The sequence below is a fragment of the Georgenia soli genome, from assembly GCF_002563695.1.
In the GTDB taxonomy this organism is placed as follows: Bacteria; Actinomycetota; Actinomycetes; order Actinomycetales; family Actinomycetaceae; genus Georgenia; species Georgenia soli.
Map to the genome: position 1 here is coordinate 37,366 of NZ_PDJI01000001.1, position 13,763 is coordinate 51,128.

Below are 13,763 nucleotides of genomic sequence, written 5' to 3' on the forward strand. Positions count from 1 at the left end.
CAGTGATCCTGTCCATGCCGCGCAGCAACATCGGACACGTCACCTTTAGTCCCGCGAACTGGGTGATAGCACCGCGACAGGCACGAAAAGAGCGCCCCAAGGGGCAATCCCCGGGGGCGCTCTGCGGTGCTAGAACCTACCGGCTGCGCCCAAGCTGGCGCTCGCTGGGGTTGCGGCTCTTCCGTCCCCTGGGTGGGTTCTTACTGGCGTTTCTTACGGCCTCGGAGGGGTGAGTGCCCTGACTGACGTCGGCGGTCATTCGGGCAGCGACAACTTCTTGGTCGATGCCGCGTCGCTCGAGGTTGGCGGCGGATGCCTGACGGCGTTCAGCGCTGTCGTAGTTTTCCTTGCCGGCCTCGCGGGCGGCGGTGGCGCGGGTCCGTTCACGTTCCGCCTTGACGGCGGCGCCCTCGCGCACAGCGGGGTCGGGTTCGTGCTGAGCGGCTTCGCGGGCGGCCTCTGCGGCCTGGTCGGCGAGATCAGCCTCGGCGGCGAGCAAGTGGGCCTGGAACTGTTCCTCGGCGGCGCGGCCGCGTTCGCGTTCGAGTTCGGCGCGGCGCGCTTCGGCGCGTTCGAGGGCGACACGCACGAGCTCGGGGTCGGCGGCGGCACGGTCGACGTCGACGCCGTAACGGCGCCGGACCTCATCGCGGATGCGGTCGGCGGCACGGTCCGCATCGGGTTCCTGGCCCGTCCAGGCGCGGGCCGTGGTCCAGGCGTGCTGAATGTCGACGGGCCCGGCCTGGTCCCACCACTCGATCCGGAAGATGGGCGCGAGGTCGGCCCGAGCGGCTGACTGCTCAGCCTGCAGGCGGGCGGTGAACTCGCGGGCGTGCTGTTCCTCGGCGGCTTCGGCGCGGCGAAGGCGTTCCTCGCGGGCTCGGGCGAGCATCTCGCCCACGCGCGCCCCGATGGTGACGGCGACGCGCACCGATCCGGTCAGGGCTTCCTCGATGCCGTCGGATTCCTCAGCCATGACGTCTTCCCCATCTGTGTTCGTTACCGCTCCGGTCCTCGGTCCTTGTCGTGCCCTGTGAGTTGGTGCCGGCGGGCTGGCTCGATCCAGTTCGGGACCGGGGAACCGGTCTGCCGGGCCGGAACCTTGCCGGTTGCCGCGATGCGGGCGGCCTCGGCCGCCCGGGCGTCGGGTGCAGGGCCGGCCGGTACGGGCTCGGGCACAGGCGGCAGGCGGTCGGCGACCTCGCGCAGGCGTCGCTCGGCGACCTGCCGGATCTGGGCCGCCCGATGGTGCTCCGCGGAGGCGCGGTGCATGGCGTAGACGGCCTGGGCGAGCATCACCAGCTGGCGCAGCATCGCGGCCTGGGCGATGGCGCCCTGGCCGGCCATGGTGGCCGACGCCAGCAGCATCGCCGCTCCCCCGACCGACGCCTTCCCGGCTGTCTTGGGGTGCACGCTCTGGCGGCGCAGCTGCGCTGACTTCGCCAGCGCGTCGGCCGTCGCAGCCAGCGGCCCCGGCGACTCCTCAACGCGCTGCGACCAGGCGGCGAACGCCCCGGCGGTGTCGCGGGCGACCTGGGCCCAGGTGTCGCGGTCGTGGATCGGCACGGCGCGCAGCTGCTCGCACAGCGCGGTGACCTCGGTCGCGTACTGCTCCCACAGTCGAGGGTCGACCTCGGCCGTCTCCCGGCCGGGCATGACCGGGCGGCGGTTGCGCTTCGCAGCGGTCCACTCCGCCGCCGCGGCGGCCGCAGCTTCGGGGGCGTCGGGCCATGTCTGGCGCAGCCTGGGCAGGGTCAGGTCGCGGGCCAGGTGCCCACCGCCGTACCAGACAGGCCGCTCCCCGGCCTGCGGCCTGGCGGCGACGGAGTAGCCGGTGACGATGTCCGTGCGCCCGTCCGCGAAACGTGGCCGCACGAGCAGACCGGCCCTGCGCATCCGGCGCACGAACTCGGCCTCGTCGGCGGCCGCTGTCGAGCAACCGCGCACGATCCGGGCGAGCGCGTGGCGCGGCTCGTCCGCACGCAGCTCGGCGCTGATGCGGGCCTGCTTCTCGGCCGCGGGCAACTTGTCCCACGGCACCACTCCCCCGCCGTTTCGGCGGTTGCGTTCGTGCTTCGCGCGGGCGCGGCCTCGCGCCTGGGCTTCGCGCTCGGCGGGGTCGTAGGCACGCTCGGCGGTGTCCGCCGGGCCGTGCCGGTCCCGGTCCGCCACGGCACGCTGCCAGGCCTGCTCGCTGGCGAACTGCGTGCGCACCTCGGCGTCCTGCAGCTCGCTGGTCAGCTCGTCCCACGGCACCCGCCCGTCCGTCCGCCGAGCGCGTTCCCACTCGGCGCGGGTGTGCGCGCGGGCGGTCTCGTACTCGTTCGGTGACAGGGGCAGCAGGTCGAACTCGCGCTCGAGGTCGCGGGCGACCTGCTGGACACGGTTGTAGTCGTTGTGGGTGGACGCCTTGGTGCCGTCCTCACGCACCAGGTTGACCGCCAGGTGGATGTGGTCGTTGCCCTTCGACGACAGGCCGTGGTGCACCGCGACCCACCGGCACGGGGCCTTCGTGCCCTCGTGGTCGTCGAAGCCCATGCGCCTGATGAACTCCGTAGCGATAGCCGCCCACTGCTCGTCGGTGAGCCGGCCCTCCTCGGGGCGTAGTGACAGCGAGCAGTGCCACACATGGGCCCGCTTCTCGCCGACCTTGACGTTCCTGAATACCCGCTTGCCGGCGTCGTCGCGGCCAACGACCCGGCGCTCGTAGACGCCCACCGTCACGTCGACCCCGAGCGCCTCGCGCGGGCGGTCGAGGTGCTTCGCGATCGCCAGGGCCGAGTCGCGGTCGAGCTCGTTGTCGTCGTGCCACGCGAGCAGCGCCGCGTCCCCGGCGACCAGGTGCGGCTCGGTGTGCTCGTTCCGCCGTCCCGGCCCGGCCAGGTAGACCATCAGGCCGGCCATCCGATCGCCCCGGACGATGTGCGGGATCACGACTGCCCCAGCACGTCGACCGCTGTGTCGATGCGCTCCGCAACTCGGCGGACCGCGCGCAGCGTGGCGACCATCTCGGCCTGCACCTCGCCCGTCGCGTTCGTCGCCCGCGCCATCTGGTTGACGTTGTTCGCGATGCCCGCGAGCAGCCGGTGCACGGCGAACAGCTCGACGACCGCGTTGCGTCGCTCCGTCGGCGTCTCCCCCGTCGGCGCCAGCGCCGACTCGATCAGCAGCCGGGGCACCGTGACCCGGTGCTCCTCGGCGCGCTGCAGCAGCAGCGCCTCCTCCTCGGGCGTGACCATCACGCGGTGGCTGTGCTGGCGACCACCAGCCACGTTCGCCCGCCGGCGCCGGACCACACGGCGCGCCTTCGAAGGCTCCTCCGCCACCGCGACCACCGCCCCTCATGCCCAGCGCAGCGACCCCGCTCCGTGCGGGGATGCACGCGACCAGCGTGCCAGTAACGGCCGTCGGCCGTCCAGCAATAGCGGCCAGTTACGGCACGTAACTGTATAACTTGCTCGGTCTCGGGCAGGTTGTTGGGCTCGTGCGCAGCGGGATTGGGGCTTTAGCGCCGAAGGGCTTAGGAAGGCGGGGTATCGGCCGCCTTCAGTCCGTCGCCCTAGCATGACGGCATGGCGAAAGAACTGAGCGTCGAGGACGCCGAGAAGAAGGCCCGTGAGCTGCTCGACCGACGCATCGCGTCGGTCCGCACGCTCGTGACCGCGCGGCAGAGACTGGTCGAGCTGCGCGAGCAGGTCGCCGAAGCCGAGCGCGAGGACGTGCGCCTCTACAACGCCGCACTGAGCGACGGCTGGTCGCCCGACGAGCTCCGCAAGCTCGGCCTGTCCGAGCCGGAGAAGAAGGCGAGAACCCGCCGCCGAGCGGCAGCCAAGAAGCCCGCTGCCGACCCCTCCGGCGTCGACCATCAGGTTCCGACTCCAACCCTGACGCCGGAGCCGTCGCTGAACTGACGACCCCTTCCCCCGGAGTGTTCGATGATCACGGTTCGGTGGGCGCCGTCAAGGGCGCACAGCGTCGCTTCGCGATGCGGTGAGCCGCACCCCTGACAACACCCACCGAACGGTGTGAACAACTCTGCCCGGGGCCGAAGAAACAGCGGCACCCCCACCCCTTGGCCGGGTGCTCTCCTGGCGCGGCAAGAGCGCAGCGATGACGAAGCGAGGGTGGGATGAGCACACTGCCCGAGGGACTCCGCGGCCCCGTCGACCTCGCCCTGGCCAGAGCTGTCGAGAAACTGCCGTCACCCAGCGCGCTACCCGGCGGTCTCATCGCCGAGCCCAAGTGGGATGGCTACCGCAGCGCACTGGTTCGCGACAACGACACCACCTCACTGTGGAGCCGACAGCGCAAGAACCTCATCCGATACTTCCCCGACCTCTACGCCGCGGCCGCCACGTCCGTGCCACCCGGGTTCGTCCTCGACGGCGAGATCGTCGTTTTTACCGAGGGCAGGCTCAACTTCTCCTCGTTGCAGCACCGCATGACCAGCTCCAGGCGCGCCCTGGCCGACCTCATCCGCCGCGAACCTGCCTCCTACGTCGCCTTCGACATCCTCGCCGTCGCGTATCAGGACGTGCGCCACCTGCCGCTGCGCGAACGCCGCACTCTGCTCGAGGAGCTCGCCCGCGACTGGGAACCACCCATGCAGATCTCCCCGACCACCACCGACGTCGACGAGGCCCGCCGGTGGCTCGACGAGCTACCCGTCACCGGCGTCGAGGGACTGGTCCTCAAGGGTCCCGACCAGCCCTACCGGGCATCGAGAGTCTGGTTGAAGGTGAAGCACCGAGACACCGTCGAAGTAATTTGCGGTGCTGTCATCGGCACCCTAGAGCGGCCTGAAGCGCTCATTGCCGGCCTGCCCGTCGACGGTGAGCTTCGCATCGTCGGACGCACCACCCCCCTGCACGCCAGCCCCGCCCGCGCGCTCGGCCGACTCCTGCGCCCGCCCGCCGGCGATCACCCATGGCCCGCCCGCATCCCGCGCGGCGCGGTCGACCGCTTTGCCCGAGACAAGGACCCCATCGACGTCACTCTCGTCGAACTGTTCGTCGTCGAGGTCACTGCCGACGTCGCCTGGTCCGGCAGCTCCTACCGCCACCCGTTGCGGTTTGTACGCGTTCGCTCCGAACTTCGTCCCGGCGACGTTGTACCGCCCGGTGGCGCTCTCTGAACCGCTCAGAGTACGGGCACGAAGGCGTGAAGAGTTCGCGCCTGAGAGTGGATCGACATCGGCAGCTAGAGGACGACTGCATGGAGGCGGGCCCCAGTTAGCAGCGCCTGTTCTCTCAGTACTCTGATTATGGTAAAGTGCCGCTGTCTGCGGTTGCATGACGAAGGCGAATGGACCGCGCAATGACGGAGGGACGGTACGTGACTACTGCACCAAGGGTCGGCATCGTCGGGGTCGGTCGGATGGGTTGGCACATCGCAGCCCGCATCGCCGCTGCGGGGTTCCACGTGACCGCGTTCGACCCGCGCCCTGAGGTGATGCAAGAGATCGGCTCAATTGGGCTCAAGCCTGCGGCGAGCTCGCGGGCCGTCGCCGAGGCGAGTGACGTCACCATTCTCATGGTGCTTGACGGTCAGCAGGCGCTGGACGCGACATTCGGTACCGACGGCTTCGCAGACGGGGCGCACTCGGATTCGATCCTTCTCTGTATGGCAAGCCTGCGCCCGTCCGATGTGCGGGCGCTGGACGAGCGTGCGGACGGGCGCTTTATCGTTCTCGACGCCCCGGTAAGCGGTGGCGTGGAGGGCGCCAAGGCAGGTTCGCTCACGGTGATGGCGTCTGGCGATCCAGAGGCGCTCGACGCCGTCGCGCCGGTGCTGAAGCACATGAGCAGCGCGATCTACCGGCTGGGTGAACGTCCTGGGCTCGGTGCCGTCATGAAGTCCATCAACCAGTCGATGTTCCTGGCCAGCCTTGTGTCATCGGCCGAGATGCTGATCGCAGGCGTGAAGGCCGGACTCGACCCCGACCAGGTCATTGAGGTCGTCAGCCGCAGCAGTGGGGACAGCTGGGCGCTCCGCAATCGACTGCCCTTGGCATGGCGCACCAATTATGTAAGCGGCGGAGCCCTAGGCCTAATGCTGAAGGACCTCGCCAGCGGAATCGACCTCGCCGACGAGGCCGGCGTCGACGCAGTGTCGACTCGGGCTGCGGCGACGGTGGTGCGCGAGGCATACGAACGGCACGCAGGCCGGGGCGACGACCCGCTAATCGTTGAGACGCTTGAGGCGCGGAGCGGCGTCATGCTGCGCGAACGGGCCTCGGTACTATGACCGCCATGGTGGCAACAAATAGCTCGTCGCCGGTTGCCATCGCATCCGCCAAACTGCAGCGCGCCACCGAAACGGTCCTGCGCAGCATCGCCATCGACGCGCTCGCTCTCGGCGCTGGCATGACCCTGCCAAAAGGTGATTCGTACCGCGAGCGACTTGGCGTAGGCGCGGGCACAGTGCAACAGGCCTTCCAGATCCTGGCGACGGCGGAGGCGCTAACAACACAGTCGCGTGGACACCTCGGGCGCCAGATCGTGGAAAGCCGCATCGATCGACTCTGGCAGATCGCGGAACTCGATCCCGTACGGTTGGTGTTGCCGCCACGCGGTCCGCTTGAGGTTCGAGCAATGGCAGAGTTCTCGGCAACCTCCTTCCGCCGGCTCGACATCCCATATGCGATTGCACATCGCCGCGGCGCCTCCGAACGCATCGACGCAGTGCGTGCAGGGGACGCCGACGTCGCGATCGTCTCTTCCGGGGTCGCAGCGCAGCTCGTCGGCGCCAACGATCCCGACCTCGAACAATTGGTACACGCAGAGGGCACCTTCTACGCGCCGAACCGGCTACTCGTGCTAGGCGGTGAGGGACGTCGCGTCGCGATCGACTCGAACTCGTGGGACCAGCGTCGTTTAACCGAACTGGAATTCCCCGAGGAGGAGGGCTTCGAGTACGTCGAGGTCGATTTCCCCAGGGTGCCCGTCGAAATCCTGCGCGGCAACGTCGACGTAGGCATCTGGCACGAGATGCAGACGCTGATTTCGCCGACACTGGCTGGCCTGCACGTGCGTCAACCGCGCCGGGCCGCCACCCACACGATGCTTGAGCAGTCCTCAGCTGCAGTCATGCTCGTGTCGAAGGCGCGACCAGAATTGCAGTCGGTACTCGGCTCCCTTCACAACAGGGACTTCGCCCGCCGGGTCTCTGAACTAACGTCCTTGCCCGACGACAGCCCTGAACTGCTTGACCTCTTCTGGACGGTCTAACCTCACCGCCCGCGATGTCGACCCACTCATCACACATCGGTTTTTTCAGTTCTCTGTTTTCAGAGATGGCTAGATGGCTAGAAAGTCATACCGCCCCAATCGCCGAGCGAAGGAGCTCATTGCTATGGCACAGCAGGACACCACGGTTGCAAGGAGTGCACCCCTTCCCGATGCCGCCTCCCGACGACGCGTTATCGCCTCGTCGATCATCGGATCGGCGCTCGAGTGGTACGACTACTACCTCTACGCACAGGCTGCTGCGCTGGTGTTCAACGTGCTGTTCTTCACCGCGCTCGACCCACTCACGGGCACACTCGCCGCGTTCGGCTCCTACGCGATCGGCTTCATCGTCCGTCCGGTCGGTGGCATCGTGTTCGGTCGCCTCGGCGATCGGCTCGGCCGCAAGCAGGTCCTGGTAATCACATTGGTCATGATGGGCATCAGCACGGCCCTGATCGGGCTGCTCCCCACCTACGCACTGGCCGGCGCACTCGCCCCTGTGCTGCTCACGCTGTGCCGGATCGGCCAGGGGCTGGCCGCCGGCGCAGAGTTCGGCGGGGCTGTGGTCCTCTCGGCCGAGTTCGCACCAAAGGGTCGTCGCGGCATCTACGCCGCAGCACCGGCCATCGGCGTGTCGCTCGGCATCCTGCTCGCATCCGGCGTCTTCGCAATCTTCTCCTCACTCCCCGAGGAGCAGTTCCTCTCGTGGGGTTGGCGGATTCCGTTCCTCCTCAGCATCGTCATCATCGGTGTCGCGCTCTTTATCCGCCTGCGCGTGCAGGAGAGCCCCGTTTTTAAGGAGCTCGAAGAGGCCGGTGAGACATCTCGCTCGCCTATCCGCGACGTGTTCAAGTACGCGCGGAAGCCTTTCTTCATCGCCTTCGGCGCTCGGATGGGAGAGAACTCGACGGCGTACATCTTCCAGACGTGGATCCTGACCTACATCGTCACGGTCGGCATGGATCGTGGCATCGGTCTGCAGGCCGTGGTCATCGCGACGGCCGCCGGGCTGGTGACGATCCCGTTCTGGGGGTGGCTCTCGGACCGGGTCGGGCGCAAGGTGATCTACATGGCGGGGGCGGGCGGAATGGCTGCTTTCACGTTCCCCTTCTTCGGGCTCGTGGACACGGGCGATCCAGTGCTGATTGTCCTCGCCCTGGCGTTCCTGCTCGCGGTGCTCTACCAGGCTATGTTCGCCACCCAGGGGTCGCTGCTTTCCGACCTGTTCCCTGCGAAGTACCGCTTCACCGGTATCGCGCTGGCACGCGAGACTTCCGCAGTGGTCGCCGGTGGAATTGCACCGTTCGTCGCAACTGCGCTGCTCGCGGCGTCGGGCAACGCTTACTGGCCCATCGCGATCTACGCGATCCTCATGTGCGTCATCTCGTTCGTGTCGCTGCTGGCGTACCGCGAGGCGACAGAGCGGCACACGGAGCACGAGTGAGCAACGTTTCCAGCCCGTCGATCGTGGTGGTCAGCGATGACCTCACGGGCGCCGTCGCCGCCGCCGCAGAGGCGGCGCGCGGCGGTGCTACCACCGACGTGCGCGCTTGGTCGGCGGTCTCGGCGACGCCGGTCGAGGCCGACGCGCTCGTGATCGATACCCACAGCCGGCTTACCCCCGAACCGGTGGCCGCTGCACGCGTCGCGGACCTCGCCTGCAACCTCGCCGCGCGGTTCCCCCAAGCGCTGCCCTACAAGCGCGTCGACAGCCTGCTGCGCGGCAACACCGCCGTAGAGGTGGAAACTTGGGCAGCAGCAGTGCAGCGCCCCGCGATCGTGGCCGTCGGCGCACCGGCCTACGCGATCACGACACTGCGCGGCATCCAGCACAAGAACGGCGTGGCCATCGATGTCGACGACGGCAACCTTGACGGCACCCGCCGGCACCCGATCGCACTCCTGGCTGCGGAGCACATCGACATCGAACGCCTCCGCGCACCCGACCTGGTCCGACAGCTCGAGCACATCACGGCTTCCGGCAGGCACGCCGTCGTGGACACCGCGGAGGTCTCCGACCTGCAGCATCTCTCCAAAGCCGTCGTCTCGATGTCGCAGCCTGTGGGTCTCGTCGGCTCGTACGGATTGCTCGGCGCGTGGGTGGAAGCGCTGCGTGCGGCGGATCGCATGGTCGTGGACCACCCCCCGGCGCTCGTTGTCGCGACCAGTTATCGCGCCGCCACCAGGCAACAAATAGAAGCCTTCGGTCAGGGGTCGAACGTGGCCGTCGTCGACGGCACGGCAGCCGTCGCCGATGCGGTCGACGAGGCGGTGAACGCCTTGGGTCGGGGGAAGCACGTCGCGATCACCACCGTAGGTAGGGATGTTGCCTTCGAGCCGCGCCCCGACGTGGCGATCCACGCTGCGCAGATCGTGGCGCGCGTGCTCATGCAGCGCACACCCTCGGGACTCGTCCTTCTCGGTGGGGAGGTCTCGTCCGCGCTCGTCGGCATGCTTCGCCCTGACCATCTCGAGGTCCTCAGCGAGCCCTGGCCGGCCACGCCCGTTATGCGTGTGGTCGGCGGCAGCAACGACGGCCTGCTCGCGGTGATCCAGTCCGGGTCCCAGGGCGAGCACACCCGCACCATCCACGCCGTCGAGATGCTCTCGGCCATCGCCGCCGGACGCATGACCCCACCGATCAGCACGCTCACAGGAGGACGTCCATGAACGACAAGCCCATCATCGGCATCACCGTCGGAGACCCGGCAAGCATCGGCCCGGAAATTGTGCTCGCCGCCGCGGCCGATCAAGAGGTCGTCGAGTCCTGCAGGCCTTTACTAATCGGTGACATCGAGAACCTGCGCGCGACCGCGTCGACCGTCGGACTCGACGTCACACTCGTCGACGTCGACGAGCACGGTTTCACGGACGGTGCAATCGCCGTCAAACAGGTCGGATCCGTCGGAGCCGTTCCACTCGGCGTCGAGTCAGCAGTTACGGGCCAGGCCTCGTACGACTACATCGCCTCGGGCGTGGAACTCGCTCTCTCCGGCGCCATCGAGAATCTTGTGACAGCACCGATCAGCAAGTCCGCGCTACGCCTCGCCGACAAGGGGCACCTCGGCCATACAGAACTGCTTGCGGAGCTCACCGACTCACCGTGGTCACTCACGTACTTCACCGTGCGGGACCTGCGGGTGCTTTTCCTCACCCGTCACCTGTCACTGCGTGACGCGATCGACTCCATCGATCAAGACCTCATCATCCGCACGGTGGAACGCTTTGTGAGCGTCTCTGACATGGTGGGACTGCCCTCGCCCTCCATCGCACTCCAAGCGATGAACCCGCACGGCGGCGAGGGCGGTCTGTTCGGCACCGAAGAGATCGAAATTCTCACGCCCGCGGTCGCTGAGGCGCAGCGCCGCGGCTACGACGTCCATGGACCGGTCCCCGCCGACTCGGTCTTCGCGTTGGCCGCCCAGGGGCGCTACGACGTCGTGCTCTCGCTGTACCACGACATCGCTGCGGGAGTTTGCAAGAGCATCGACTTCCACGGCACGGTCAGCACCACCCTCGGGCTGCCGTTCCTTCGGTTCTCGGTCGATCACGGCACCGCGTTCGACATCGCAGGCAAGGGCATAGCAGACGCGCGGAACATGACGCAGACCGTCCTGACTGCAGCGTCGTACGCCGGGGTACGAGCACGGTGATGTCCCGCTGATCCGTGCAGTTCCCTGCTAAAGCTGCCACGACGATGCCTCACGCGCTCCGGCTGCATCAACGGTGCGTAGCGCCTTGTCGACCAGTGTCCTGACGTAGCGCTCCAGGTCGTCCTCGAGCTCCTCGCGGGTCGCCCCGAGCGGCGCGATCACCAGGTGGAAAACCAGCGCACCCTCACTCATGTCGAGCAGCTGCCCGCTGTCCGTGTCCTCCGGCAGCTCGCCGTCGATGACGGCCCGCAGGATGCGAGCCACGATCGGGAGCGTGCCGCGCGTGATCGACTCTCGCCGGATCTCCTGGAAGTCCTCCGGGTGGGTGATCGCGCCGGCTGCGATGTGGAGCATCGTTGGCGCGTGCGGGCCCAGCAGCAGGCGCCCCCGGGCGAGGCAGTACTCGATGAGGTACTCGCGCAGCGGCCGGCCGTCGTCGACGGGGTTCTCGCGCCGGGTCTCGAAGTAGCGAACCGCCTCGAGGAGCAGTGCGCGCTTGGTCTTCCAGCGCAGGTAGATCGTGGACTTCCCGATCCCGGCGTGGGTGGCGACCGCGTCGATGCTCAGGCCGGCCCAGCCATGCTGGCCGAAAACGGCGAGCACCGCCTCATAACTGCGAGGCTCGACGTCGGCTTGCCGTTGGGCGGCCCGGCGCTCGTCCTGCCGGTCGATCGGTGCCGGTCTCCGTCGGCTGCGTCGCCATTACCAGGCCTGTTCCGCGAGGTGACGGTAGACCGTCGCTCGAGAGACGCCGAGCGCTTTGGCGATCTGGGTCGGCGTCTCCCCTCTCGCACGCCGGGCCCTGGCGGCGGCGAGTTTGTCGCCGTCCATCACCGTCGGGCGGCCGCCGATCCGCCCCTGCTCGCGCGCAGCCGCGAGGCCGGCCATCGTCCGTTTGTGATTGAGGTCGCGCTCAAGCTCAGCGAAGGCGGCCATGATGGTGAAGAAAAACTTCCCCTCCCCCCGCGGCGTGTAGGTGCCGGCAAGCGTGCCCGTGAGGACCCGCAGACCGATCCCGCGGTCGCTGAGGTTGTCGGCCACCGTGAGGATCTCCCTGGTCGACCGGCCCAGCCGGTCCAGCTTCCACACCACGAGGGTGTCCGTGCCGTCGCGCAGGTAGTCCAGCGCCTGCTCCAGCCCGGGGCGCTTGCTCGAGCGGCTACTGATCTTCTCCTCGAAGATCCGAATGCAACCGGCGGCCTGGAGGGCGTCGCGCTGCAACTGGACGTCCTGGGCGTTGGTGGACACCCGTGCAAGGCCGATTAGATTCTGCGTCACCGCCCAAGCGTCTCAGAAACATGTCTCGGAACCCGCCGCGACACAACTACTATTGAGACGTGTTTTGGACGCCATGCAGCGGACCTTTCGGTTACGGTTCGCGTCCGTCTCATAACCGAACCTTTGTAGGCATCGCCCGGGCGTGCGGACTCAAGCCGCGCGGGGAGTCGAAGGAACAGTAGCCCCTGATCTTCAGAGCGCTGACACGGCCAGTACCCCTGCTCCCAGGAGGAGTAGGGCGATGTAGAACGGAGCGATTGACCACGACACCCAAATCGACCGCTCAGGAACGTACCTGTGGACAGCGGCCTTCCACTTGGTGGCCGTCGGCGCGTTCTCGGGAAGGGGTTCGTCGGCGTCCACCGGGTTGAGGGTGAACAGCGGGACCCGGCGGCTGGAGCGTGCGACGGTGTCGTACAGCCTACGGTACTGCTTCTCGCTGCGGAGGTAGTTCGCATCGAGGTACGCGAACAGCACCACCGACACCATTCCGAGGGCCGCGAGTGGCCAGGAGTCCTGGGTGAGGGCGAAGCCAAAGGTGGCGGTGACGATCGGGAGCAGCCAGCCCTTTGCCGAGGAGGAGGCTGCCGACTGCCTCGTGATCACGGCCTGGATGTAGTCGAGGTGCTTGCGTCTGTCCTCCGGCGCGAGCGGCGGTTCGACCGAGGCGGCGAGCTGTTGCACCGCGCCACGGACGTCGCGCATCGCGCGTTCTTTCGACGCCTCCGAGTAATCCGTCTGCGCCGGCCAGATCGGCCCCATAGCGTCGTCTGTCCACCGCGGCACGAGGTGTACGTGGAGGTGTTGGACCGTCTGTGTCGCGGCCTCGCCGTTGGACTGGATGACGTTCAGCCCTTCTGGCCTCATCGCCTCACGGATCGCCTCGGCCAGGAGCAGTGCCGCACGGGAGAGATGGGATGCCTCGTCGAGCTCTAGGCCCCAGATGTCCGGCACGTGCCGCCGCGGCACCACGAGCACGTGCCCGAGCACCGCCGGCTCCGTCGGGAAGAAAGCGACGACGTTCTCGTCGCGGTACACCTCAAGGACGTCGGAATCGTCACGATCGACGATGCCGCAGAACCCGCAGGATGTGCTCACCGACGGACCTTCGCCTGGGCGACCCAGCCCTCCAAGTTATTGACGAGGTTCGCGTAGGTCGCCTTGGTGTCGATGTTGCCCCACCAATCCGTGCGCGTCGGGTCGAACACCGGGATGCCGCTGACCCCCGACGCCTTGTCGAACGGGTTAGCACCGGCACGGTCGGCGCTACCGAAAGACGACAGGCCGTGGATGCGGACCCCCACCAGCGGCTTCTTCTCCTGCCACGCCTTCTCGATTTCGTAGATCACCCACTCACGCCCGGCCGTCTCCTGGCCGATGAGAACCACGACGGCGCGCTTGTAGCGCATCTCCTTATCGATCCAGTTGACGATGGCCCGCTGACCGCGGCGCTTCACTTCCTCCCACTGCTGGGACTTAAGCATCGGCTGGCCCTGCAGTGCCCGGATGTGGCGCACGAGTTGGACCCGGTTCACGTCCCGCTCGTAATGGAAGGAGTAGAACACCGTCTTAATCGCCACGTCAGTCTTTCCTCTTCTCGGAT

Annotated in this window: 14 protein-coding genes; 7 read left to right on the top strand and 7 right to left on the bottom strand. The window is 67.8% G+C overall.

Annotated features, from left to right (window positions below; all coding sequences use genetic code 11):
- Positions 1-136 precede the first annotated feature (136 nt).
- From ATJ97_RS00175 to ATJ97_RS00185, 3 genes are read right to left on the bottom strand one after another with little or no spacing between them, the layout of a single operon-like run.
- A complete protein-coding gene (locus ATJ97_RS00175; RefSeq protein ID WP_098481998.1) occupies positions 137-976 on the bottom strand; it encodes a hypothetical protein in 840 nt (279 codons plus the stop codon).
- Positions 977-999: 23 nt separating this feature from the next.
- On the bottom strand, positions 1,000-2,934 hold the full coding sequence (locus tag ATJ97_RS19305; protein ID WP_143426812.1) for a relaxase/mobilization nuclease domain-containing protein: 1,935 nt from the start codon (positions 2,932-2,934) through the stop codon (positions 1,000-1,002).
- Positions 2,931-3,326 carry a MobC family plasmid mobilization relaxosome protein gene (locus ATJ97_RS00185; protein ID WP_245861880.1) on the bottom strand — a complete coding sequence of 132 codons (396 nt, stop codon included), beginning with the start codon at positions 3,324-3,326 and terminating at the stop codon, positions 2,931-2,933. The genes ATJ97_RS19305 and ATJ97_RS00185 overlap by 4 nt, the downstream gene beginning before the upstream one ends.
- A gap of 246 nt (positions 3,327-3,572) precedes the next feature.
- Here ATJ97_RS00185 and ATJ97_RS00190 point away from each other — a divergent pair, with 246 nt between their 5' ends.
- The 7 genes from ATJ97_RS00190 to pdxA all read left to right on the top strand — a co-directional run bounded on the left by ATJ97_RS00190 (position 3,573) and on the right by pdxA (position 10,882).
- Positions 3,573-3,911 carry a hypothetical protein gene (locus ATJ97_RS00190; protein WP_098481999.1) on the top strand — a complete coding sequence of 113 codons (339 nt, stop codon included), beginning with the start codon at positions 3,573-3,575 and terminating at the stop codon, positions 3,909-3,911.
- A gap of 218 nt (positions 3,912-4,129) precedes the next feature.
- Positions 4,130-5,134: an ATP-dependent DNA ligase gene (locus tag ATJ97_RS00195; RefSeq protein ID WP_098482000.1), complete on the top strand. Its 1,005-nt coding sequence runs from the start codon at positions 4,130-4,132 to the stop codon at positions 5,132-5,134.
- Positions 5,135-5,316: 182 nt separating this feature from the next.
- Positions 5,317-6,246, top strand: a complete 930-nt coding sequence (locus ATJ97_RS00200; protein ID WP_281254897.1) for an NAD(P)-dependent oxidoreductase — start codon at positions 5,317-5,319, stop codon at positions 6,244-6,246.
- 5 nt (positions 6,247-6,251) lie between these two features.
- Positions 6,252-7,229 carry a YhfZ family protein gene (locus tag ATJ97_RS00205; RefSeq protein WP_170036966.1) on the top strand — a complete coding sequence of 326 codons (978 nt, stop codon included), beginning with the start codon at positions 6,252-6,254 and terminating at the stop codon, positions 7,227-7,229.
- A gap of 124 nt (positions 7,230-7,353) precedes the next feature.
- Complete coding sequence (locus tag ATJ97_RS00210) at positions 7,354-8,673, top strand: MFS transporter (RefSeq protein ID WP_170036969.1); 1,320 nt, start codon at positions 7,354-7,356, stop codon at positions 8,671-8,673.
- Positions 8,670-9,899 (top strand): four-carbon acid sugar kinase family protein, encoded by a 1,230-nt coding sequence (locus ATJ97_RS19310; RefSeq protein WP_170036972.1) that lies wholly within the window; start codon positions 8,670-8,672, stop codon positions 9,897-9,899. Before ATJ97_RS00210 ends, ATJ97_RS19310 begins: the two co-directional genes overlap by 4 nt.
- Positions 9,896-10,882 (top strand): 4-hydroxythreonine-4-phosphate dehydrogenase PdxA, encoded by a 987-nt coding sequence (gene pdxA, locus ATJ97_RS00225; protein ID WP_098482005.1) that lies wholly within the window; start codon positions 9,896-9,898, stop codon positions 10,880-10,882. Before ATJ97_RS19310 ends, pdxA begins: the two co-directional genes overlap by 4 nt.
- Positions 10,883-10,909: 27 nt before the next feature.
- Here pdxA and ATJ97_RS00230 read toward each other — a convergent pair whose 3' ends face one another.
- The 4 genes from ATJ97_RS00230 to ATJ97_RS00245 form a co-directional block, all read right to left on the bottom strand.
- The gene (locus ATJ97_RS00230; protein ID WP_170036975.1) at positions 10,910-11,485 is read right to left on the bottom strand and encodes a TetR/AcrR family transcriptional regulator; all 576 of its coding nucleotides are present in this window, start codon (positions 11,483-11,485) and stop codon (positions 10,910-10,912) included.
- A 99-nt stretch (positions 11,486-11,584) separates the two neighbouring features.
- A complete protein-coding gene (locus tag ATJ97_RS00235) occupies positions 11,585-12,160 on the bottom strand; it encodes a recombinase family protein (protein ID WP_098482007.1) in 576 nt (191 codons plus the stop codon).
- A 192-nt stretch (positions 12,161-12,352) separates the two neighbouring features.
- Positions 12,353-13,258 (bottom strand): HIT family protein, encoded by a 906-nt coding sequence (locus ATJ97_RS00240; protein ID WP_098482008.1) that lies wholly within the window; start codon positions 13,256-13,258, stop codon positions 12,353-12,355.
- Complete coding sequence (locus ATJ97_RS00245; RefSeq protein ID WP_098482009.1) at positions 13,255-13,740, bottom strand: TIR domain-containing protein; 486 nt, start codon at positions 13,738-13,740, stop codon at positions 13,255-13,257. Before ATJ97_RS00245 ends, ATJ97_RS00240 begins: the two co-directional genes overlap by 4 nt.
- Between the last annotated feature and the right edge of the window lie 23 nt (positions 13,741-13,763).